The organism is Bradyrhizobium sp. USDA 4354, assembly GCF_054060315.1.
Genome location: NZ_JBSSDC010000001.1, coordinates 2,548,166 through 2,568,746, shown reverse-complemented (window position 1 = coordinate 2,568,746; position 20,581 = coordinate 2,548,166). Strand labels below are relative to the sequence as shown.

Below are 20,581 nucleotides of genomic sequence, written 5' to 3'. Positions count from 1 at the left end.
TTCGCAGTACGCTGCCGCACCTTCCTTGCGAATACCTACACCTTCCCGTCAACCATCACCTCGATCAGCTTCGTGCCCGGCCGGCCGAACGCCGACGTCAGCGTCGCCTTCAGTTCGCGGGGATCGCTGATCCTGACCGCCTCGCAGCCGAGCGCCTTCGCCACTCCGGCGAAATCCACCGGCGGATCGGCGAAGTCCATACCGACATAATTGTCATCACCGTGGAAGGCGAGCAGGCGCTGCTTGATAATGCGGTAGCCGCCGTTGTTAGCGATGACGACGTTGAGCGGCAGCTTGTGATGCGCCGCCGTCCACAGCGACTGGATCGAATACATCGCGCTGCCATCGCCCGAGAAGCACACGACGGGGCGATCCGGATTGGCAATGCTGGCGCCGACCGAGGCCGGCAGGCCCCAGCCGATGCCGCCGGAGGCAAGGCCGTGATAGCCGTAGCGGTCGCGGTGCGGCCGCAGCGCCGTCACCTGGCGGCTGGAGGTCAGTCCTTCATCGACGAGGATCGCATGGTCGGGCATGGCCTCGACCATTTGCAGCACCAGGAAGTCGGGATCGATGGGGTTGCGGCCGGCACTCTTGCCGATCTGCTCGACCAGCGCGGCGCGCCGCGCAGTCCAGTTCTTCGGCGCCAGCTCAGCGAGGCGGTGTTTCGCGCGGCTCGCAAGTGTCGCGCCGCCCAACTGCTTCAGCACCGGGATGAGCGCGCGCAGCGTTTCCTTCAGATCCGCCTTCAGCGCGATCTCCGCGCCGTAATTCTTGGCGATCTCCCAATCGACCAGACCGATCTGCACCATGCCGAGGCCGTCAGGCAGCGCATCCACGTCGCTATAGACCGACATGCGCAAAGGATCGCCGCCGAGCGCGATCAGCAGATCGTACGGCGCAAGCGTCTCGCGCGCGGTTTTTTGTACACGCGCGAGCGTGCCGACGAAGCTCGGACTCTCCGAGAGGAAGTGCGCGCCATAGGGCGTCGAGGATTGGTAGGCGGCCGCGCCGAGCAGCTCGGCGAGTTCGGCAGCCTCCTTCAGCGCATCGCTCTTGACCACCTCGTCCATCGTGACGATCACCGGACGCTCGGCCTTCAGCAGCCGCGCGGCAAAGGCCTTCAACGCCTCGTCCGATGGCCTTGTCCGCGCATCGATGCGGGTGGAGCGGCCGAGATCGATGCCGGCTTCGCTGTTGAGGATGTCGCCGGGCAGCGAGATGAACACCGGCCCGGTCGGCGGCGTCATCGCAACCTTGGCGGCTCGGCGCACGATGCGCGGCAGGTCCTCCAGCCGCGTCACTTCGACCGCCCATTTCACCAGCGGCTCGGCCATGCGAACCAGCGGGCCGTAGAGCACCGGCTCCATCAGGCCGTGGCCCTGTTCCTGCTGGCCCGCCGTCAAAATCATCGGCGTGCCCGTGAACTGGGCGTTGTAGAGCGAGCCCATGGCGTTGCCGAGGCCGGGCGCGACGTGAACGTTGCAGGCGACGAGTTTCCCCGAGGCGCGGCTATAGCCGTCGGCGATCGCGACCACCAGGCTCTCCTGCATCGCCATCACATAGGTGAGGTCCGGGTGGTCCTTCAGCGCATGCATGATCGGCAGCTCGGTGGTGCCTGGATTGCCGAACAGATGCGTGATGCCCTCGTCCTTGAGCAGCGCGAGAAAGGCGGAGCGGCCGGTGATCTTGTTCTTCATGTTTCCTCCAGGAGCGGACGTTGCCGCAAGGACTGAAAGCATGATGGCCGAAGTCCTGGGAGACGCGCAAGGAAGCGCGGTCATGGCTGTGTTGCGCGGGAAGATCTCGTGTCCCGGACGCGACGCAGCGCGCAGCGGTGCGGCGCCCGGGGCACGAGAGTGGAGCTACATCTCCTCCCGCCCCAGTTCGAACGGATTTTCCCCGCCGGCGCGCTTCTTCTTTTTCGATCGCTGCCACACCACGCCGGGAAAGCCTTTCAGCGGCACCAAAGGTTCGCCGGTATAAGCCCATTCCTGCAGCTCTTCGATCGCGATGTGATAGAGAGGCTGACGGCCGGTGCGCTCGCTAAACAGCGCGCGGGGGATGTTGACCATGTGCGGCCCGCGCGGACGTTCGTACATGACCGGCGTGCCGCAATGCGAGCAGAAGCTGCGGGCGGTCTTCGTGGCCTTGTCCTCGTAGCGGGTCAGCGCGGTCTTGCCTGAGGTGATGCGAAAGCGCTTCTTCCAGCTGCCGATATAGGTCGCGTAGGCCGCACCATGGGCGCGGCGGCTGGCGGCAGAGTGATCGTGCCAGGCCCAGCGCGCAGGCACGTCGATCTCGAAGGTGACCTTGCCGCAGAGGCATTGGCCGGTGGCTATCCCTGCGGCGGCTGCGGCTTTGGCCATGGAAGTCTCTCCGTCGTCATTGCGGACAATACGATCGTTCCGGGGCGCGACAAAGTCGCGAGCCCAGAATCCATCAGGCGGCTTGTTCAGGCGGAGAGATGGATTCCGGGTTCGATGCTACGCATCGCCCCGGAATGACAGCCGAGGTCACGCCGGCGTCAGCTCGTCATAAACCGGATAATCCGTGTACCCCTTCTCCTCGCCGCCATAGAACGTCGCGCGGTTGTACGGCGTGATCGGATAGCCGTGCTCCAGGCGCCGCGGCAGATCCGGATTGGAGATGAAGATGCGGCCGAAGGCGATGATGTCGGCGTGGCGCTCGGCGATCGCTGCGTTCGCGGTCTCGCCGGTAAAGCCGCCGGCGGTCATCAGCACGCCGCTGTAAAGCGGGCGAAACAGCACCATTGCGGACGGCACGTTCTCCCAGTGGACATCCGCGCGGCCCGCGCCGCTGGAGCGCGGCTCGATGAAATGCAGATAGGCGAGACCGAGCTTGTCGAGTGCCTTCACGACGTAGGTGTAGAGCGGCATCGGATCGGGCTCGCCGGAATCATTGGCGATGCCGTGGGGCGACAGCCGGACGGCGACGCGGTTCGCGCCCCAGACATCGATCGCGGCCTGCGTGACCTCCAGCAGCAGTCGTGCGCGGTTCTCGATGGAGCCGCCATATCGATCGGTGCGGTGATTGCTGCGCGATTGCAGGAACTGCTCGAGCAGATAGCCGTTGGCGCCGTGAATCTCGACGCCGTCGAAGCCCGCGGCGAGCGCGTTCTTGGCACCTTGCCGGAACGCCTCGACGATGTCCTTGACCTCCTCGATCTCCAGCGCGCGTGGGGTCTCGTAATCGGCGATCTTGCCGTCAGCCGTCATCGCCTTCATGCCTTCGGCCTTGATCGGGATCGCCGAAGCCGAAACCGGCAGCGCACCGTCGTGGAAAGAAGAGTGAGAGACGCGGCCGACATGCCAGAGCTGGAGGAAGATGATGCCGCCCTTGGCATGGACGGCATCAACCACCTTGCGCCAGCCGGCGATCTGCGCCTCCGAATAGATGCCTGGTGTCGCCGGGTTGCCGCGGCCATGCGAGAGCACCGGCGAGGCTTCGGCAATGATCAGGCCGCCTTTCGTCGCGCGCTGGCCGTAATATTCAGCATTGAGCGGACGCGGCGAAAAGCTCTCACGTTCGGCCCGCATCCGCGTGAGCGGCGCCATCGCGACGCGATGTGCAAGCTTGTACGGACCGACTTGCAACGGCTTGAACAACGCTTCGAATTTCATGTGGGCCCCGAACGACTATGAAAGGACGCGGATCATATAGCGAGGGGCGGCCACCGGAAAAGGTGCCGCCCCCCCGCTGGGGAATATTCCCTTCTGCGGAACACGGAAGGGATATGGATGTTAGGCGGTCTTGATCCAGACGGCCTTCACGTTGAGATATTCCTCGACATGCTGCTTGCCGGACTCGCGGCCGTAGCCGCTCATCTTGTAACCGCCGAACGGCACCGCCGGGTCCATCGCCTGGTAGCAATTGACCCACACCGAGCCGGCACGCAGGCTCTTCGCCACCGCGTGCGCCTTGCTGACATCGCGCGTCCACAGGCCGGAGCCCAGGCCGAACGTGGTGGCGTTGGCGCGCTTGACCAGCTCGTCCATGTCCTTGAATGCGATCGCGGAGATGACGGGACCAAAGATCTCCTCCTGCGCGATGCGCATGTTGTCCTCGACACCCGCAAACACCGTCGGTGAGACGAAGAAGCCCTTCGAGAGCGCGCCTTCGGTAACGCGGCCACCGCCGGCGAGCGCCTTCGCGCCTTCCTTCTGGCCGATGTCGAGATAGCCGGTGACGCGCTCGAGCTGCTGCTCGGAGACGAGCGGGCCGATCTGCACGTTGGGATCGAGGCCGTTGCCGACCTGCAGCTTCTTGCCGAACTCGGCGACGCGCCCGACGAACTCCTCATAGATCGACTGTTCGACGAACAGGCGGGTGCCGGCGCTGCAGATCTGCCCCGAATTGGCGAACACCGCCATCGCCGCGCCCGGCACGGCCGCGTCGAGATCGGCATCCGCGAACACGATGTCCGGCGACTTGCCGCCGAGCTCGAGCGAGACGCGCTTGAGGTTGCCGGCGGAGGCACGGATGATCGATTGGCCCGTGACATGCGAGCCGGTGAAGGCGACCTTGTCGACGTCAGGATGTGAGGCGAGCGCGGCGCCCGCGGTTTCGCCATAACCGGGCACGACGTTGACGACGCCCGGCGGAATGCCCGCCTCCATCGCCAGCTCGGCGATGCGCAGCGAGGTCAGCGGCGCTTCTTCCGCGGGCTTGAGCACCACGGTGCAGCCGGTCGCGATCGCCGGACCGATCTTCCAGATCGTCGCGGTGAGCGGGCCGTTCCAGGGAATGATGGCACCGACGACGCCGATCGGCTCCTTCAGCGTGTAGGAGAAAATCTCGCCGGGCAGCGAGTTCTCGATTGTCTCGCCGTGGATCGCCGTGGTCTGGCCGGCGTAATAGCGCAGCATGCCAATGGCGCGAAGGCGATAGGCGCGGGTGCGGCTGAGAGGCGCGCCCATGTCGAGCGTGTCGAGCTGCGACAATTCGTCGAAATTCTTCTCGACGAGGTCGGCGAGCTTCAAGAGCAGGTTCTGCCGCTCGAACGGCTTGACCTTGCTCCACGGACTTTCGAACGCGCGGCGGGCGGCCGCGACTGCGCGGTCGATGTCCTCCTTGTCGCCTTCGGCGACAGTTGCAAGCAGTTCGCCGGTTGCGGGATTGCGGGTCTCGAAGCGTTTGCCTGAGGCTGCATCAACCCACTTCCCGTCGATCAGCATCTGCTTGTAGGACCCGTTTGCGAACGGATGGCGCGTTATCGGAATAGCCTGCGACACAGCCATGGCTGCACTCCCTGTCAGGTGATTGATTGGTTCGATCTGGGCGGGATCGTTCGATCGAGGATACAGCCGTGCCGGATAGGCGTAAAGGCAGCGCAGAACGAAGACCTCCTATGCCGACTTGTGCAGGGTCGGACTGCTGCCATGTTATAGCTCGACCGAGAGCCCACCAATGGAGACGATCCATGCCGCATCCCGCCATCGTCAAAGACAATGTTGCCGTGATCACAGGTGGCGCATCCGGCATCGGATTGGCCGCTGCCATCGCCTTTGCGCGCGCTGGAATGAAGGTGTGTATCGCGGATGTCGACGAGACACGGTTGGCACAAGCTGCAACAAAACTGTCATCCGTCACGGCCGCCGCAAACGTGATGACCCACGCCGTCGATGTCAGCAAGATCGAGAGCGTGACGGAACTGGAGCGCGCGGTGCGCGCACGGTTCGGCGGCACCGACGTCCTCATGAACAATGCCGGCATCCAGCCCGGCAGCACGCTGTTCGGCGCGCCCGACAATTGGCAGCGCATCATCGCCGTCAACATGTGGGGCGTCATCAACGGCTCGCGTATCTTCGCGCCGGCCATGATCGCCCGCGGCAAACCCGGTCTCATCATCAATACCGGTTCGAAGCAGGGCATCACGACGCCGCCCGGAGATCCCGCCTACAACGTCTCCAAGGCTGGCGTGAAGGCATTCACCGAAGCGCTCCAGCATGAGCTGCGCAACACGAAAGACTGTCGCATTGCGGCACACCTGCTGATCCCCGGCTTCGTCTTCACCGGCCTCACCGCGAAAGGACGCACGGAAAAGCCGGCCGGGGCCTGGACGCCGGAGCAAACGGTCGATTTCATGCTGGCCCGGTTGGAAGCCGGCGATTTCTATATCCTGTGTCCGGACAACGACGTGCCGCGCGCGCTCGACGAGAAGCGCATGCTGTGGGCGGCCGGCGACATCATCGAGAACCGCCCGCCATTGTCGCGCTGGCACCCGGATTATGCGGATGCGTTCAAGAAGTTCGTGGAGGCGGAGTAGCAATCAGACCCCTCATGGTGAGGAGCGCACCCTTGCGCGCGTCTCGAACCATGCAGGCCCGGCTGGGACCTCCATCCTTCGCGACGCCCGCTTTCAGCGGGCTCGTCAGGATGAGGGGTTGGAGTGTTCGCCCCGCGGCAAGTTCGCGCAAACGCCCTACAGCGTCTCCTGCTTGTGCCCGCAATTCTTGCACGCAAACTTGACCCGGGTCTGGCCCTTCTCCGCCTGCACCCGGTTCGGGGCGCCGCACTTGCCGCAGACGGCCTCGATGCGGGTCGAGCCCTGCTTGACGACGATGGTCTTCTTTTCCATCGATTCGCGGATCAGGCGCTCGGCCTCCTCGCGCAGGGATTGTTTCGACAAAGCTCGTCTCCGCCTCTGGAAAGCGCGAGAGCCATATCGCACCTGCAGTCGAAGCACAATGCGTGATGGGGATCGCGGGCCCATCAAGGCGTCATTCCGGATGATCACAACGCGAGAGCGGCGGAGCGTGTTGCTCCGCGGCTCTCTTGCTCGTGTTTGGACCGATGCAAGCCGCCTTTCTTCAAGCCGCCTTTTTTCAAGCGGCCTTGGAAACCTCCATCAGCAGCCGTTCGGCCTTGGCATCCTCGATGCGGTTCACCAGCCGGCTGCTCTCGTGATTGTCGCGCACTGTTTTGGTCAGTGTGATGCAAGTCTGAATCAGCATAACGACTCCCATGGTGAGATAGCCCTTCATCCAGAGATCGATTGGCAGGAAGAAGATGCCGACCGCGAGGAGGAAGGCCGAAGCTGCGAAGGACACGTAAGTGAAAGTCACCCAGGCGCTGCTGTGGGGCTGACCGTTTTGGTTCATGGTGGTCTCCTGTTGGTTCGAATGATGATCGGATGTGAGATCAGACCGTCGGCGTATGCTTGGACTTCAACCGTGCCAGCACGTCGTCCGCAGTCGTCTTGAGCCGGGGGCCAAAACCCTGCTCGGCGAGTCTCTCGGCGGTGGCGAGCGGACCGGTGGCCGCATCGAGCTCGACCAGCGCGTCATCGGCGGCCTGGGCCTCCATCTGCCGCTCACGCAGCCGCCGCAAGGTGCTCTCCGCCTCCGGCAGCGTGGATTCGTGGGGACGTGCTGCCTCGATGCCGCTGCGACGAAGCGAACGCACCGCCTCCGAGGCTCGGGCGACGCGACGGCCGCGATCGAGCTCGGTGATGCGGGCCTGCGCGTTGGTCACGTGCCGCTTCAGCCGGGCGATCTCGGTTGCGAACAGCGCGCGTGCCGTCATCGCCGCATCACGATCGGCCTCGAGGGCCGCAATGGCTTCGGCGGCCTCCTTGGCAAGGTCCTCGCGGCCGCCATCGAGCGCGGCAACGGCGCGCGTCTCGAGATCGGCGATGCGCGCGATGGTCGCCTCGAGCTTACGGCCTTCCTGCTGGTCCTGCGCAATCGCCAGCGCCAGCGTTCGCTTGCTGCGCTCGAGGGCGGCGGCTGCATCGCGCATCTGTTGGTCGAGGATCAGTAGGGCCGTACGGTCCTCCAGCTCCTCTCCCGCGGCGGCCACGCTGCCGCGGAAAAGTGTCACGACGGTCTTGAACATTGTCTGCTCCCTGTTTATGAGCGTTGCTCACACATGCTTTGTAGCAGAGATCGTGAACATCGTTCAATAAATATTTGAGCGACGCTCAAGAATTTGGTTAGGAATGGCTAAAGCCCTGGAACGTCGAGAGAAGTTGCGGGTCAACCTGATCCAGGCGGCCGAGCAGATGATCGCCGAGCGGGGTTTGGCGGGTCTGAAAACCCGCGATTTGGCCCGCGAGATCGGCTGCGCCAATGGCGCGGTCTATAATCTCGTGACCGACGTCGACGAACTCGTCCTGCGCGTCGGCTCGCGCACGCTGCTTCGCCTCGATGAGGCGCTCAGCGCGGCGGAAAGCGCGGGCGACCCGTCGCCACAGGAGACGCTGATCCGCATCGCGATCGCCTATTGTGATTTCGCGGCCGACAACCTCCAGCTCTGGCGCGCGCTGTTCGAACACCGCATGGCGGCTGACAAGCTCGTCCCCGATTGGTCCGTTCACGACCAGATGCAACTGTTCCGCCACATCTACCAGCCGCTGGCCGCGCTGTTTCCAGAACGCAGCCCGGAGGAACTCGGCATCACGGCGCGCAGCCTGTTCTCGGCCGTGCATGGCATGGTGGCGCTGGGACTGGAGCAGAAGCTGGTCGCCGTGCCGCTGCCGGCGCTGCGCAAGGAAATCGCGACCCTCGTGCGCGCGATGATCGACGGACTGATCGCGCAGGCAATAGCCCGCTGACGACAGACGCGGTCCCGAACATCACGTCGGGTCGCGCGGCATCGTAACCTGAATCTCGAGGATGACGAGGAACGAACATTCCAAGGGCTCGTTGTCGCGCGTAGTTTTCCTCACAGCGCGAGCCGTCCCATGTATCACCACGTCAAGAAGCTGATGTTCACCGTGCGCGTCGACGAACCCGATCCGCGCTTCGGCAGTATGCTCCTCGAACAGTTCGGCGGCGCCAACGGCGAACTTGCGGCTGCAATGCAATATTCGATTCAGGGGCTGAATTGCGAGGATCCCGACCGCAAGGACCTGTTGATGGATATCGGCACCGAGGAGCTCAGCCATCTCGAAGTCGTCGGTTGCCTTGCCCGGATGCATCTCGCACCTTCGCGGAACGACCGCCAGGCGGCCGAAGCCGATCCGCTGATTGCGATTGCCGGCGGAGGCGGCGTCAATCTGTTCAACTCGCAAGGCAATCCCTGGACGGCCGACTACCTCAAGATCACCGGCGAGCTCGACGTCGATCTCCGCAGCAACATCGCGGCCGAGGCGCGTGCGAAGATCGTCTACGAACGCCTGATCAATTTCTGCGACGACGCCGGCAGCAAGGACGCGCTGCAGTTCCTGATGACGCGCGAGATCACGCATATGAAGGCGTTCGCGCGAGCGCTCGAAAGCCTGTCGAAGCCGGCCTTCAGTGTCGGCAGGATTGCTCCGACACCCGGCCTGGTGAACCAGTACTTCAACGACTCCACCGGCAGCGGCGACCACGGCGAAATCGACACCCGCGGTCCCTGGAACGAGGGAGAGGACTGGGTGTTCACGGAGTCGCCTGCGCTGCAGTCCGCAGATCCCGGCGCTGCCACCCCGATCGTCACGGAGAGCTCGCCGCCTGTCGACGAGGCCGGCCTGACCGATCTCCTGCTTCATGAGCTGCGCGACATTCTCCATGCCGAGAAGCAGCTGACGAAGGCGCTTCCCAAGATGGCGCAGTCCGCCCGCTTCGACCAGCTGCGGGAACTGTTCGAGCAGCATCTGGCCGAGACCGAGAATCAGATCGAACGCATCAACGAATGCTTCGAGCTGCTCGGCGAGAACGCTCGCGCCAAGCCGTGCAAGGGCATGATGGGCCTGATCGAGGAAGGGCAGGAAGTCATGAAGGAAAGCCAGGAGAAGGAGGATGCAGCCGCCGACCTCGCGCTGATCGGAGCGGCTCAACGCGTCGAACATTACGAGATGGCCGGCTACACCACCGCACGCAATCTCGCGCAGCAGCTCCGCCACAGCGCCCTCGTCGCCCTGCTCTCCAAATCGCTCGCGGAGGAAGAGAACGCCGATCTCCTGCTCAATCAGGTCGCGCGGTCGCTAATGTCTGTGGCGAAGATGCCCGCCGCGCTGGAGCAGGCCGAATAAGGAGCGCCCGAGGCGACGCACGGACGAGCCGAATCGAACCGCCTCGCGCCGTCGCGTGGGGCGGTTCTGCACGATCAAATCAGTATGTGACTAGTTCTGACGGGCGACGCTGATCGCGCGCGAAACAGTCTGCGCCTGCGCGGTCGGAAAGCCCCGCTCCAGCCGCGCCGCGCTCGCGCGCAGCATCGCCGCGTCGAGCTCGCCCTGCCGCAATCCGTCGATAGCGCAGGCGAAGACGCGGTAGAACTGCGCGCCGTCATAGGCGACCAGCAACAGATCGACACCGGCGTTGATCGCTTCCACCACGGCCTTGCAGACGTCGTTCTGGTAGATCGCGCCCATCACGAGGTCGTCGGTCATCACCACGCCCTGATAACCCCACTTCTCGCGAATGATTCCTTCGACGACGCGCTTCGAATGCGAGGCGGCGCGGTCGGGATCGACGGCGGTGAGCGTGACATGGCCGACCATGAGCGCGCTGCGCGAATGCGACAGCACCTCACGGAACGGAAGCCAGTCGGTTGCTTCCAGCTCCTTCACCGGCGTATCGAGATTGGCGCTGAAATGATGCGTGTCGGTGCGCACGCGGCCGATGCCCGGAAAATGCTTGAGCGTGGCGCCGACGCCTGACTCTTCCAGCCCGCGCACATAGGCGCTCGCGATGGTGCTGACCACGGCGGGATCGCTCGCGATCGCGCGTTGGCCGATCAGCGTGTGGAAATCGAGACGGTTGCGCCGCGCCGGCGGCTTGAGATCTAGCACCGGCGCGAGGTTGAGGTTGACGCCGAGCCCGGCGAGCTCGCGGCCGTGGATGCGGCCGAACTCTTCGGCCTTGGCCTGCTGATCGTCGGGGGCAAGCTCCGTGAGCGTTGCCAGCGCAGGCACTTTCGTCAGCGGCGGCGCAAGATGCCCGACGATGCCGCCTTCCTGATCGGCGGCGATGATCAGCGGCGGCAGGCCGGCTGCGCGCCGCTTCTCCTGCAGCGCCGCGATCTCGGCCCGCAGCGCCTCGATGGTGCGGCCGCGGATATTGTGCCGGGTGACATAGACGCCACCGATCAGGCCCTTCTCGGCGAGACGCGCGACCTCGGGAAAGGAGGAATAGCCGACCATGAAGTGAGGCCCGAGCTGGCGCGCCTCGGCGGCGCTCGCGCTGAGAACGCCATGCTTGCGCAGCTCGTACTTGAGATGCGCGGCGGACATCAGGACAGGCGGCAGGCACCAGAGCATGACGAGCGCCTTGCCGGCGATGGTGCGCCAGCGCCCCGTCCGCAGCAGGACGATGACGACGACAATGCTCGCGACGACAAGCGCGGCGTTTCCGGCGCCGCGCAACATGAGCAGATAGGGATCGTTCTTGTTTGCGGCAACGAATGCGACGACAGGCGCAGCCAGCCAGAGCAGGAAGAGACCGATACGGCAAAGGAATTGCATGATGCGCCACATGGGATGGGTGATGACTGCTTTGCACCTAACAAAGCGAGTCATGCTGCGCGAGAGCCAAACGCGCACCTGCACGAAATCTGCAAAAGACTCCTGAAACCGTGCAGACGATGATCCCGCCTTCTGCACAAGTGCCGTTCAGAGTTCGTGATGCCACCATTCACGGAGACTCTCTGGACATGACGAGCCTGGCTTCGACGTCGACGACGGACACCCAACCGATCAGGCCTTCTGCGCTGTCGGCCAAGCTCGCAATGGCGCTGCTGCTGGCCGCGCTCGCCGACTGGCTGCTCTACGGCCAGCGGATCGGGCTGTCGCTGACGCTCTTTGCGATCGCGACCGCCTGCGTGTCGGTGCTGTTCAATCACGCAGCCCTGGACTTCCGGCGTGCGGCGATCGGCGGCGCGATCCTGACGCTCGGCGTTGTCCCGGCCATCGAGGAGCTCAACACGCTGTCGTTCCTGATCCTCGTCGCGTCACTCGCCATTGCGCTGCTGGTCGCGACCAATATGGAGACGACGGAGCTCACCGAGCGCGCCCGCGCGCTGCGCAACTTCGTCCTGTTTGGACCGTTCAGGTTCTTCCCCGAGGCGCTTCAGATCTTCAACATCTCCGCGTTCACCCGCGGCATCGCACTCTGGCTGTTGCCGGCGGCGCTTGGCACGGTGTTCGTCGCATTGTTTGCGGCGGCGAATCCGGTGATCGAGCAATGGGTGTCCCTGCTCAATCCCAAGGTCATCTTCGAATATGTCAATATGTGGCGCGTTCTGTTCTGGACCTCGATGCTGGCGCTGGTCTGGCCCTTCATTCATGTGCGCTGGCGGCGCAGGAAGATTGTCACCATGGCCGTCGCCGATGGTCCCACGCCGCCTCCGCTTCCGCCTCTTGTCTCGCCTGAATTCTTGGGCCCCTCCACCATCCTGCGCTCGCTGATCCTGTTCAACCTGCTGTTCGCGGCGCAGTCCATTCTCGACGGCATCTATCTCTGGGGGCATGTGGCGCTGCCGGACAATCTGACCTATGCGGGCTATGCGCATCGCGGTGCCTACCCGCTGATCGTGACCGCCCTGCTCGCCGCGGCCTTTGTGCTGGTGGCGATGCGCCCGGGCGGGCCGGCCGAGAACTCGAAGGTGATCCGGCCGCTGGTCTATCTCTGGGTTGGGCAGAACGTGCTTCTCGTCGCCTCCTCCATCCTTCGCCTCGACCTCTACGTCGACATCTACATGCTGACTTACTGGCGGATCGCAGCCTTCATCTGGATGGGGCTGGTGGCGCTGGGGCTGATCCTGATCGTTGCCCGCATCGCCCTCAACCGGTCCAACCAATGGCTCGTGGGCGTCAATCTGATCGCGCTCGCGATCGTGCTCTATGGCTGCTCGCTCGTGAACTTCGATGCCTTCATCGCCGACTCCAATGTCGCCCACAGCCGGGAGGCATCGGGCAAGGGCGCGCAGATCGACATCAACTATCTCCTGACGCTCGGACCGCAGGCGCTACCCGCCATCGACAAAGCCATCTTGCTGCGGTGGGGCAACCCCGAGGGCTGCCTTGTGTCGCGACGTGACCGCCTTGTAGAACAGCAGCGTCAGGAACTGGCCTGGCGGAGCTGGGGCTTTCGGAGCTGGCGGCTCCAGCGCAGGCTGGACGCGCTGGCGAAAGATCAGTCCGGCAGCCGGCCGGCAGAGTGAGCGGAGAGTTTCTTGGCGCATCGCATTCTCATCGTCGACGACGAAGGCCACATCCGCGAGGTCATCCGCGTCGCCCTGAAGAAGGCCGGCATGGACGTGATCGAGGCCCGCGACGGCAAGGAGGCGCTCAGCCGATTTGCGGCCGACAGGCCCGATCTCATCGTGCTCGACATCGGCATGCCCGAGTTCGACGGCCTCGACGTCTGCCGCGAGATCCGCAAGACGTCCGACGTGCCGATCCTGTTCCTGTCGGCCCGCGACGAGGAGATCGACCGCATCCTCGGCCTCGAGATCGGCGGCGACGACTACGTGACCAAGCCGTTCAGCCCGCGCGAGCTGGTGGCGCGGGTCAACGTCATCCTGCGCCGCCTCAGTCCGCGCAATGGCGAGATCATGGCCGGACCCACCGCGCTGGCGCAAGGCGGCCTGCTGATCGATCCCGAGCAGCACCTGGCGTCCTTCGCCGGCACGCCGCTGAAGCTGACCGCGATCGAGTTCGGCATTCTGCGCGCGTTCCTGACCCGGCCGACATCGGTGTTCAACCGCGAGCAGCTGATGCGCGCGGCCTACCAGCTCAACATCCAGGTCTCCGACCGCACCATCGACAGCCACATCCGCAACATCCGCGCCAAGCTGGCCGCGCTGAATTGCGAGAGCGTCATCGAGACCATTCACGGCGTCGGCTTCAAGCTCGGCCGCTGCGAGAAAGAGGCATGAGCGCGGCGCCAGACAAATGGCGGCCGTCGCTTGGGCTCGTCATCTTCACGGTGCTGGCCACTGTCGCCATCCTGCCGCTGGTTGGCCTGTTCTTCTTTCGTCTCTACGACAACCAGCTCATCCGCCAGACCCAGGCTGAGCTGATCGCACAGAGCCGCGTGCTGGCGACGATCTATGCACAGGAAGTCGCGGCAAGGCTCGACAGCGGCCTCATGCTCGGCGCCGAGGTGCCGCCGGGCGTGCTGCCCGATCCCGGCGACCAGGTCACCCCGATCCGTCCCGCGCTTGATCTGACCGCAAACGACCTCTTGCGGCGGCGGCCGGATGCGCTGCCCGCGCCCCAGCCGGCGCAAGCAGCCTATGTCGAGATCGGCGCGAAGCTGACGCCGATCATCCGCGAGACCCAGAAGGTGACGCTGGCAGGCTTCCGCATCCTCGATCCGCAAGGGGTGGTGATCGCCGGGCGGCAGGAGGTCGGACAGTCGCTCGCTCATATCGAGGAGGTCGCGGACGCCCTGCACGGGCAATACCGCGCCACCTTGCGCAACCGCGTGCCTGACAAGCCGCCGCCGCCGATCTACTCCTTCAGCCGCGGCCTCGGCGTGCATGTGTTCTCGGCGATGCCGGTCATCGTCAACAACCGCGTCGCCGGGGTGATCTACACCACGCGGACGCCAAGCAACATCTTCGATCATCTTTACCAGGAGCGGGCCAAGTTCGTGCTGGCGGGGCTCGCCGTGATCCTCGGCACGATCGCGATCGGCCTCGTGTTCTCGCGTACCATCACGCTGCCTATGCGCGAGTTGGTCGAGCGCGCAGCGAGAATCGGCCGCGGCGACCGCGAGGCATTCCAGCCGCTAAAGCACTACGGCACGCGCGAGTTCGCCCAGCTCTCGCACAGTTTCCTCGGCATGGCCGAGCAGCTGGCGCGGCGTTCCGACTATATCGCGACGTTCTCGGCCCATCTCACCCACGAGCTGAAATCGCCACTGACCTCGATCAAGGGCGCAGCCGAGCTGTTGCAGGATTCACTTCAGGGCAAGGCCGAGGGCCTGACGCCGGCCGAGCAGAAGACCTTCATCGCCAACATCCTGTCGGATACCCAGCGGCTCGAGGCGATGGCGCAGCGGCTGCGGGAGCTGGCTCGCGCAGAGAGCCTGCCGCAGAACGAGCGCACCGAGCTTGCGCCCGTGATCGCCGATCTCAGGAACCGGTTTCCGGCAAGCTCGATCGAAGCCAGCGGCAGCCTCGACCGGACAATCGGCATGTCCTCGGAGAAGGCGCTGATCGTGCTGTCGCATCTCGCCGACAACGCGATGCGGCACAAGGCGCGGACGATCAGGCTGGAGGCGGTGGACGAGCGTACGACCCTGCGGCTGACCGCAAGCAACGACGGCGAACCGATCTCGGCCCCGAACCGCGACAGAATCTTTGACGCATTCTTCACCACCCGCCGCGACCAGGGCGGCACCGGGATGGGACTGGCGATTGCGCGTGCGGTGATGGCGAGCCATGGCGGCTCGATCAGGCTGAAGCCGACCGACGAGGGCGCGGCCTTCGAGCTCCAATTCCCTCTAGCCTAGATCGCGAACACCCAGACGGCGACGATGGTGCCGATGGTTGCGAGACCGGCGATGGTCCAGCCGGCGGCGTATTCCAGCTCAGGATGACCGGTCGCCCGCATGATCTCTACCGGATCGGCGGTATGCTTCTCTGCCATGACAGCCTCGCACGTTTCTTCCCGCGTTATATGTAAGTCGCAGCAGCCGCCAATAGGTTCCATCACGGACGTGCGAGGAATGACACAGCTTGGCTTGTTCGCAGAACCGCAGGCGGAGCCCGCTGGGCTCCGCTACACGGACAATTTTATCGAGTCCGCCACCGAGCAGGACTTGATCGGCCGCATCGCAGCATTGCCGCTCCAGCGCTTTCAGTTCGGCGCGTTCGAGGGTAACCGCCGCGTGGCATCGTTCGGCTATCGCTACGACTATGCGCTGCAGCGGCTCGCCGAGGCCGAGCCGATCCCGGACTGGGTGCGGCCGGTCGCGCGCCAGGCCGAGGCCTGGGCGGGGTTGCCAGAGGGCAGCGTCCGGCAGGTGCTCTGCACCGAGTACGAGGTCGGCGTCGGCATCGGCTGGCACCGCGACAAGCCGCATTTCGACAAGGTCTTCGGCCTGTCACTGGGCTCGCCCTGCAACTTCCGCTTCCGCCGCCGCAGGGGCGAGACGTGGGAGCGCCATACGCTCGAAGCCCTGCCGCGCTCGCTCTACATGATGGACGGCGAGGCGCGATCGCAATGGGCGCACAGCATCCCGCCGGTCGCGGCGCGGCGCTACTCCATCACCTTGCGGACAATGAAGCGGGCCTGACGGGTCGTCCAAAACAAAAACTGCGAAAACAACCCCATGCACAGTAGAAAGCCGTTTCCGGCTCAAGGCCGGGCGGCGCCGGCCAACAGCCTGACGGATCGAGACAAAACCGTCGCTCCGCACAATCCTTCCGGGCCCTGCGAACGTGTGTACCAAATTCGGCCGCATGCGAGGGGGCGCCTGTTCCGCGCCGGCCGCGTGCTGGCCAGGATGCCGCGAATTCGCCTCAAGGCCGGCTGACTAATGAGGCGAATTGAAAAGACAGGCCAGATCAGCGCGCCAATATGGGCCCCGCAAGGCCGCCATCACCATGAAGAATTATCTGACATTTTTCCTGCTTCTGACCATGACCACGGCCTCCGCGCACGGACCTTTGCCGGGCCGGCTCTCGCCGCCGTCCGATCTCGTGCAAGTGGGCCTCACCGATTCCGACACCACCGCCGGCGGCACCGCGCGGCTGTGCGAGCAGGTCACCTTCTCGCGCGGCCTGCGCTATGGCGAGAGCGAGGCCAACGTGCTCGATGTCGCGACCAGCGCGACCAAGGCGGACACACCGCGGCCGGTGCTGCTGTTCGTGGCGGGCGACACCTTCACCGGCGACCGCGCCGCGCCTGAGCTGTCGCGGCAGATCCAGGACCAAGCCATGTGCTTTGCCGCGCGCAACGGCATGATCGGGGTTCGCGTCAACTATCGCTTGGCGCCCGCGGCGACCTGGCCGGCCGGCGCCTCCGACGTGGCGGCCGCGCTATCGTGGGTCCACGGCAATATCGACCTGTTCAACGGCGATGCCCGCGAAATCGTCGCGGTCGGCTACGGTGCCGGCGCCTTCCATGTCGCGACCCTGCTGGCGCATCCCGAGCTGCAGACCGACGGCGCCGACGTCGCCGGCGTCGTGCTGGTGTCCGGGATCTACCGCGCCGGCAAGGACGCCAGCGACAGCGAGAAGGCCTATCTCGGCCTGGATGCCACCCAGTACGACAAGCGCTCGGTCTTCCCCGGCATCCTCAATGTCGATGTGCCGATCGTGCTGGCCTGGGCCGCGGACGATTCCGCCGGCCTCGTGGCGCAGGGCGAAACACTGAAGAAGACGCTCTGCGGCGCCGGCCATTGCCCGCGCAGCGCATTGCTGCGCAGCCGCGACGGCATCGCCGCCGCGTTTGGCTTGGACGGCTCGGGCGACAGCCTCGCCGAGCCGACGCTGCTGCTGGTGCGCCAGCTCGAGGCGCGGGGGTTGCCGTAGCGGGCGGTTGTAGGCAGGTCGGCGGGTCAGCAGGCCTGCCGCTTTCGTCCGCGCTGCCGGCTGACGCTGCTTTGAAGCAAACCGCTCAGCCACACGATTGACAAAGGCTTGACCTACACTAACCCGCCTTGCTGCGGATTGAGCCGACCTCGTTGGGGGCCAACGACAGGGTGTCGAGCATGCGTGTCACCGGCAGACTGCTGTTCGTTCCAATCGTTGCCTTGGCATCGCTTGGGGCGATGTCGCTGCAACACGCCGAGCAACCGGCGAGCGACAAGGAAATCCGCATTGGCAATGTCATGCCGTATTCAGGGCCGCTCTCGGAGTTCGGCGCGATCGGGCAGGCGGAGGCGGCCTATTTCGACATGGTCAACGCGCGCGGCGGCATCAACGGCCGCAAGATCCGCTTCATCACGCGCGACGACAATTCCGATCCGGCGACGGCGCTGGATCTGACACGCAATCTCGTCGAGAAGGACGACGTGCATCTGATGTTCGGCTCGTTCGGCACGCCCGGCAATCTCGCCACGCGCCGGTACCTGAATGAGAAGAATATCCCGCAGCTGTTCGTCGCCACCGGCGATGAGGAGCTGAGCCAGCCAAACGCGTTTCCCTGGACCATGGGCTGGCAGCCGCCGTTCAGATCCGAGGGGCGCATCTATGCCAACTACATCCAGGCCTATTATCCCAGAAAGAAGATCGTGGTGCTCTGGCAGAACGACCAGTTCGGCCGCATGCTCTACAAGGGCATCCAGGAAGGCCTTGGCGATCTCAACCGTCACGTCCTCGTCGACATCGCCTTCGACATTGCCGATGAGCATCTCGACGGACACGTCTCGATCCTCAAGCGCGCGGGCGCCGACATCTTCGTCTTTCTCGGCGTGCCGTCGACGGCGTCCAAGGTGATCAAGCTGGCGGCGTCAATGAATTGGCATCCGGTCTTCATCGTCAACGACGCCTCCGCCTCGATCGCCAATGCGATGGCGCCCGCGGGCCTGGAGAACTCGGCGGGCGTGATCTCGGCGGCCTTTCTGAAGGATCCGAGCGATCCCGCTTGGAAAGACGACTCCGCCATGAAGGAATGGTTCGCCTTCATGGACAAATACCATCAAGTCGAAAGCACCAACAACAGCGCCGCTCTCTATGGCTACGCCGCAGCCGAGGCGCTGACGCAGGTGCTGAAGCAATGCGGCAACGACTTCTCGCGCGAGAACATCATGCGTCAGGCGGCGTCACTCAGGGATCATCAGCCCTCCGTTGCGCTGCCCAACATCAGGATGAATACCTCTCCGAACAATTATCTGCCGATCAGACAGATGCGGCTGGTCCAGTTCGACGGCCGCTCGTGGCAGCCTTTTGGTGAGGTGATCGAGACGGCGTTCACGGAAGGCGCGGCGCGGTGAGCCTATTCGGTGCGCCGCGCGGTGAGGTGCCTCTTACCCTCCCCTGGAGGGTAAGAAGCCCCTCACGCCGGCTTCAGCGAGGCCAGCGCGTTCTCTAAGAGCGAGCGGACGCGCGCGACGTCGCCGGATTTCACCACGGCGGGATCGAGATAGAGCTCGAGGCCCGGGGCGCGCTCGGTGATGATACCGCTATTCGCCGTCGCGACATCGCTTAATGCATCCACCGAATAGGGAATCACTTCGCGGCTGATGCCTTTCATCGTGATCGCCGGCAGGGCGTGGGCGCGGACGATGTCGCTGACCAGCGCAAAGGTCTCGTAGCTCAGCACGATGCCGCCGGGCTCGGCGATCGATTGCAGGCGCGCGGCGAGGTTCGCCTCGGCGCCGATGATGGTGTAGTCCATGCGGTCGCTGCTGCCGAAATTGCCGACATTGCAATAGCCCGAGTTGATGCCCATGCGCGAGCGGAACGGCTGCTCGATGCCGGAGGCGCGCCATTTCGCATTGAGCTCGGCCAGGCGCTGCTGCATGCGCCAGGCCATCTGGAGACAGGCTTGCGCATCCGCCCGATCGCCCCTGGTCTCGGGATCGCCGAAGAAGATCAGCATGGCGTCGCCGATGAACTTGTCGATGGTGCCGCCATATTCGTGAGCGATCGCCGACATCTCCGTGAAATATTCGTTGAGAAGCTGCGTCAGCTGCTCCGGCTGGAGCCGTTCGGCCGTGGCGGTGAAGTTCTGGATATCGGAGAAGAAGATGGTGAGCTTCTTGCGCTCGGTGTGGATAGTGACGTCCTTCTGGCCCGAGAAGATGCTCTTGTAGACCTGCGGCGGGATGTAGCGCGAGATCTTCATCGACAGCGACGCCAGGAAGTCGTTGGCGGATTCGAGCTCCTTGTTCATGGTCTTGATGCGGCTCGCCTGGCGGCGCTGGAGCGACAGGAACGCCAGGCCGCTGCCCGCGGCGATCACGAAATAGGCCAGCAGGAACTTGAACGAAAAGATGTTGGCGGCAATCGGCTGCGCGATGATGACCTCCTGGATGCCCCTGATGTCACCGACCTTCCAGTCCTTCTTCGGGCTCTCGGGGTGGCTGTTGTGGCAGCTGACGCAGGCCGGCCCCATCGTAACAGGTGCAACGAGGCGGACCTTGTCATTGAACAGCGAGGTCTCGGTCTCCACGATCTTCTGCTCGGGGTCTTTCCTGAGCGCCTCCAGCGCGTCCCTCTCGAACTTGTCGAGCTGGTGCGGGGCGCGGTTCTGGAACGGGAAGTCCGAGACGAAACGATAGGTAATGTTCTCCTGTTGCGCGCCGATCACCCGTCCGAGCTCCAGCGACAGCGTCGCCGGGATCGGGATTGCGCCGGGAACGGACTCGTAATTGTGCACGACCCTGGTCGTGCCGTTGGGATTGGCGAGCACGCGCCCGACCACGTTGGAGGCGTAATAGCTGCGCACGCTCGTGATCACCGAGTTGAGATCGGTGGCCTGCCGGCGCAGCGCCATCTTGCTGAGCTCGGTCAGGTCCAGCCACACCGCGAGCGGCAGGGCAAGCAGAAGGAAGACGATCGCGGCGCCGGTCAGGACGCCGCTCTTGCGCTGTTGCTCGGAGATCTCTTGTTTCACTCTGTGGCTCCGCTGTGTGCGATTTTGTCGCGAATCTCGGGATTTTCGGCAAAGAATGCGGGCCGCACAGAGCCAATAATCGCAAGCCCGCGCAACCCCATTTTATGGGTGGTCGCAACA

At 64.5% G+C, this 20,581-nt stretch carries 19 protein-coding genes; 9 read left to right on the top strand and 10 right to left on the bottom strand.

Going from position 1 to position 20,581, the window contains the following annotated elements; translation table 11 throughout:
* Nucleotides 1–35 precede the first annotated feature (35 nt).
* The 4 genes from ACVIIV_RS12020 to ACVIIV_RS12005 form a co-directional block, all read right to left on the bottom strand.
* Nucleotides 36–1,697: a thiamine pyrophosphate-binding protein gene (locus ACVIIV_RS12020; RefSeq protein WP_456744372.1), complete on the bottom strand. Its 1,662-nt coding sequence runs from the start codon at nt 1,695–1,697 to the stop codon at nt 36–38.
* Nucleotides 1,698–1,862: 165 nt separating this feature from the next.
* On the bottom strand, nt 1,863–2,366 hold the full coding sequence (locus ACVIIV_RS12015; protein ID WP_456744371.1) for a GFA family protein: 504 nt from the start codon (nt 2,364–2,366) through the stop codon (nt 1,863–1,865).
* A gap of 147 nt (nt 2,367–2,513) precedes the next feature.
* Nucleotides 2,514–3,641, bottom strand: a complete 1,128-nt coding sequence (locus tag ACVIIV_RS12010; protein WP_456744370.1) for an alkene reductase — start codon at nt 3,639–3,641, stop codon at nt 2,514–2,516.
* Nucleotides 3,642–3,761: 120 nt separating this feature from the next.
* The gene (locus ACVIIV_RS12005) at nt 3,762–5,258 is read right to left on the bottom strand and encodes an aldehyde dehydrogenase family protein (RefSeq protein ID WP_456744369.1); all 1,497 of its coding nucleotides are present in this window, start codon (nt 5,256–5,258) and stop codon (nt 3,762–3,764) included.
* 182 nt (nt 5,259–5,440) lie between these two features.
* Between ACVIIV_RS12005 and ACVIIV_RS12000 the strand changes: the two genes are divergently transcribed.
* Complete coding sequence (locus ACVIIV_RS12000) at nt 5,441–6,286, top strand: SDR family NAD(P)-dependent oxidoreductase (RefSeq protein WP_456744368.1); 846 nt, start codon at nt 5,441–5,443, stop codon at nt 6,284–6,286.
* A gap of 156 nt (nt 6,287–6,442) precedes the next feature.
* On the opposite strand, the gene ACVIIV_RS11995 is transcribed toward ACVIIV_RS12000, so the two are convergent.
* The 3 genes from ACVIIV_RS11995 to ACVIIV_RS11985 all read right to left on the bottom strand — a co-directional run bounded on the left by ACVIIV_RS11995 (nt 6,443) and on the right by ACVIIV_RS11985 (nt 7,857).
* Nucleotides 6,443–6,649: a hypothetical protein gene (locus ACVIIV_RS11995; protein ID WP_018648496.1), complete on the bottom strand. Its 207-nt coding sequence runs from the start codon at nt 6,647–6,649 to the stop codon at nt 6,443–6,445.
* Nucleotides 6,650–6,845: 196 nt separating this feature from the next.
* Complete coding sequence (locus ACVIIV_RS11990) at nt 6,846–7,121, bottom strand: YiaA/YiaB family inner membrane protein (RefSeq protein ID WP_456744367.1); 276 nt, start codon at nt 7,119–7,121, stop codon at nt 6,846–6,848.
* 40 nt (nt 7,122–7,161) lie between these two features.
* Entirely contained in the window at nt 7,162–7,857 is a 696-nt protein-coding gene (locus ACVIIV_RS11985) for a PspA/IM30 family protein (protein ID WP_456744366.1), read from the bottom strand.
* 103 nt (nt 7,858–7,960) lie between these two features.
* On the opposite strand from ACVIIV_RS11985, the gene ACVIIV_RS11980 reads away from it, so the two are divergent.
* On the top strand, nt 7,961–8,575 hold the full coding sequence (locus tag ACVIIV_RS11980; protein ID WP_456744365.1) for a TetR/AcrR family transcriptional regulator: 615 nt from the start codon (nt 7,961–7,963) through the stop codon (nt 8,573–8,575).
* Between the two features lie 129 nt (nt 8,576–8,704).
* Nucleotides 8,705–9,976 (top strand): DUF892 family protein, encoded by a 1,272-nt coding sequence (locus ACVIIV_RS11975; RefSeq protein ID WP_456744364.1) that lies wholly within the window; start codon nt 8,705–8,707, stop codon nt 9,974–9,976.
* Nucleotides 9,977–10,066: 90 nt separating this feature from the next.
* Here the strand turns inward: ACVIIV_RS11975 and ACVIIV_RS11970 are convergent, their stop codons facing one another.
* A complete protein-coding gene (locus ACVIIV_RS11970) occupies nt 10,067–11,410 on the bottom strand; it encodes a glycoside hydrolase family 3 N-terminal domain-containing protein (RefSeq protein ID WP_456748710.1) in 1,344 nt (447 codons plus the stop codon).
* Nucleotides 11,411–11,598: 188 nt separating this feature from the next.
* On the opposite strand from ACVIIV_RS11970, the gene ACVIIV_RS11965 reads away from it, so the two are divergent.
* From ACVIIV_RS11965 to ACVIIV_RS11955, 3 genes are read left to right on the top strand one after another with little or no spacing between them, the layout of a single operon-like run.
* The gene (locus ACVIIV_RS11965; protein WP_456744363.1) at nt 11,599–13,107 is read left to right on the top strand and encodes a DUF4153 domain-containing protein; all 1,509 of its coding nucleotides are present in this window, start codon (nt 11,599–11,601) and stop codon (nt 13,105–13,107) included.
* Nucleotides 13,108–13,119: 12 nt separating this feature from the next.
* A complete protein-coding gene (locus ACVIIV_RS11960) occupies nt 13,120–13,824 on the top strand; it encodes a response regulator (RefSeq protein ID WP_456744362.1) in 705 nt (234 codons plus the stop codon).
* Nucleotides 13,821–15,407: an ATP-binding protein gene (locus tag ACVIIV_RS11955; RefSeq protein WP_456744361.1), complete on the top strand. Its 1,587-nt coding sequence runs from the start codon at nt 13,821–13,823 to the stop codon at nt 15,405–15,407. The genes ACVIIV_RS11960 and ACVIIV_RS11955 overlap by 4 nt, the downstream gene beginning before the upstream one ends.
* Here the strand turns inward: ACVIIV_RS11955 and ACVIIV_RS11950 are convergent.
* The gene (locus ACVIIV_RS11950; protein WP_167361649.1) at nt 15,404–15,544 is read right to left on the bottom strand and encodes a hypothetical protein; all 141 of its coding nucleotides are present in this window, start codon (nt 15,542–15,544) and stop codon (nt 15,404–15,406) included. The genes ACVIIV_RS11955 and ACVIIV_RS11950 overlap by 4 nt on opposite strands.
* A gap of 79 nt (nt 15,545–15,623) precedes the next feature.
* On the opposite strand from ACVIIV_RS11950, the gene ACVIIV_RS11945 reads away from it, so the two are divergent.
* The 3 genes from ACVIIV_RS11945 (at nt 15,624) to ACVIIV_RS11935 (ending at nt 18,836) form a co-directional block, all read left to right on the top strand.
* Complete coding sequence (locus ACVIIV_RS11945; RefSeq protein WP_456744360.1) at nt 15,624–16,193, top strand: alpha-ketoglutarate-dependent dioxygenase AlkB; 570 nt, start codon at nt 15,624–15,626, stop codon at nt 16,191–16,193.
* A 310-nt stretch (nt 16,194–16,503) separates the two neighbouring features.
* Nucleotides 16,504–17,433, top strand: coding sequence for an alpha/beta hydrolase (locus ACVIIV_RS11940; protein ID WP_456744359.1), 930 nt, complete (start codon nt 16,504–16,506; stop codon nt 17,431–17,433).
* 179 nt (nt 17,434–17,612) lie between these two features.
* Nucleotides 17,613–18,836, top strand: coding sequence for an ABC transporter substrate-binding protein (locus tag ACVIIV_RS11935; RefSeq protein ID WP_456744358.1), 1,224 nt, complete (start codon nt 17,613–17,615; stop codon nt 18,834–18,836).
* Nucleotides 18,837–18,898: 62 nt separating this feature from the next.
* Here the strand turns inward: ACVIIV_RS11935 and ACVIIV_RS11930 are convergent, their stop codons facing one another.
* Nucleotides 18,899–20,461 carry an adenylate/guanylate cyclase domain-containing protein gene (locus ACVIIV_RS11930; RefSeq protein WP_456744357.1) on the bottom strand — a complete coding sequence of 521 codons (1,563 nt, stop codon included), beginning with the start codon at nt 20,459–20,461 and terminating at the stop codon, nt 18,899–18,901.
* Nucleotides 20,462–20,581 lie beyond the last annotated feature (120 nt).

Excerpts from the sequence above, each read along its gene's own strand:
- ACVIIV_RS11990 (WP_456744367.1), bottom strand. The coding sequence starts at position 7,121 with ATGAACCAAAACGGTCAGCCCCACAGCAGCGCCTGGGTGACTTTCACT.
- ACVIIV_RS12010 (WP_456744370.1), bottom strand. The coding sequence starts at position 3,641 with ATGAAATTCGAAGCGTTGTTCAAGCCGTTGCAAGTCGGTCCGTACAAG.
- ACVIIV_RS12000 (WP_456744368.1), top strand. The coding sequence starts at position 5,441 with ATGCCGCATCCCGCCATCGTCAAAGACAATGTTGCCGTGATCACAGGT.
- ACVIIV_RS11940 (WP_456744359.1), top strand. The coding sequence starts at position 16,504 with ATGAAGAATTATCTGACATTTTTCCTGCTTCTGACCATGACCACGGCC.
- ACVIIV_RS11980 (WP_456744365.1), top strand. The coding sequence starts at position 7,961 with ATGGCTAAAGCCCTGGAACGTCGAGAGAAGTTGCGGGTCAACCTGATC.
- ACVIIV_RS11965 (WP_456744363.1), top strand. The coding sequence starts at position 11,599 with ATGACGAGCCTGGCTTCGACGTCGACGACGGACACCCAACCGATCAGG.
- ACVIIV_RS11970 (WP_456748710.1), bottom strand. The coding sequence starts at position 11,410 with ATGCAATTCCTTTGCCGTATCGGTCTCTTCCTGCTCTGGCTGGCTGCG.
- ACVIIV_RS12020 (WP_456744372.1), bottom strand. The coding sequence starts at position 1,697 with ATGAAGAACAAGATCACCGGCCGCTCCGCCTTTCTCGCGCTGCTCAAG.
- ACVIIV_RS11945 (WP_456744360.1), top strand. The coding sequence starts at position 15,624 with ATGACACAGCTTGGCTTGTTCGCAGAACCGCAGGCGGAGCCCGCTGGG.
- ACVIIV_RS12005 (WP_456744369.1), bottom strand. The coding sequence starts at position 5,258 with ATGGCTGTGTCGCAGGCTATTCCGATAACGCGCCATCCGTTCGCAAAC.
- ACVIIV_RS11975 (WP_456744364.1), top strand. The coding sequence starts at position 8,705 with ATGTATCACCACGTCAAGAAGCTGATGTTCACCGTGCGCGTCGACGAA.
- ACVIIV_RS11935 (WP_456744358.1), top strand. The coding sequence starts at position 17,613 with ATGCGTGTCACCGGCAGACTGCTGTTCGTTCCAATCGTTGCCTTGGCA.
- ACVIIV_RS11955 (WP_456744361.1), top strand. The coding sequence starts at position 13,821 with ATGAGCGCGGCGCCAGACAAATGGCGGCCGTCGCTTGGGCTCGTCATC.
- ACVIIV_RS11950 (WP_167361649.1), bottom strand. The coding sequence starts at position 15,544 with ATGGCAGAGAAGCATACCGCCGATCCGGTAGAGATCATGCGGGCGACC.
- ACVIIV_RS12015 (WP_456744371.1), bottom strand. The coding sequence starts at position 2,366 with ATGGCCAAAGCCGCAGCCGCCGCAGGGATAGCCACCGGCCAATGCCTC.
- ACVIIV_RS11985 (WP_456744366.1), bottom strand. The coding sequence starts at position 7,857 with ATGTTCAAGACCGTCGTGACACTTTTCCGCGGCAGCGTGGCCGCCGCG.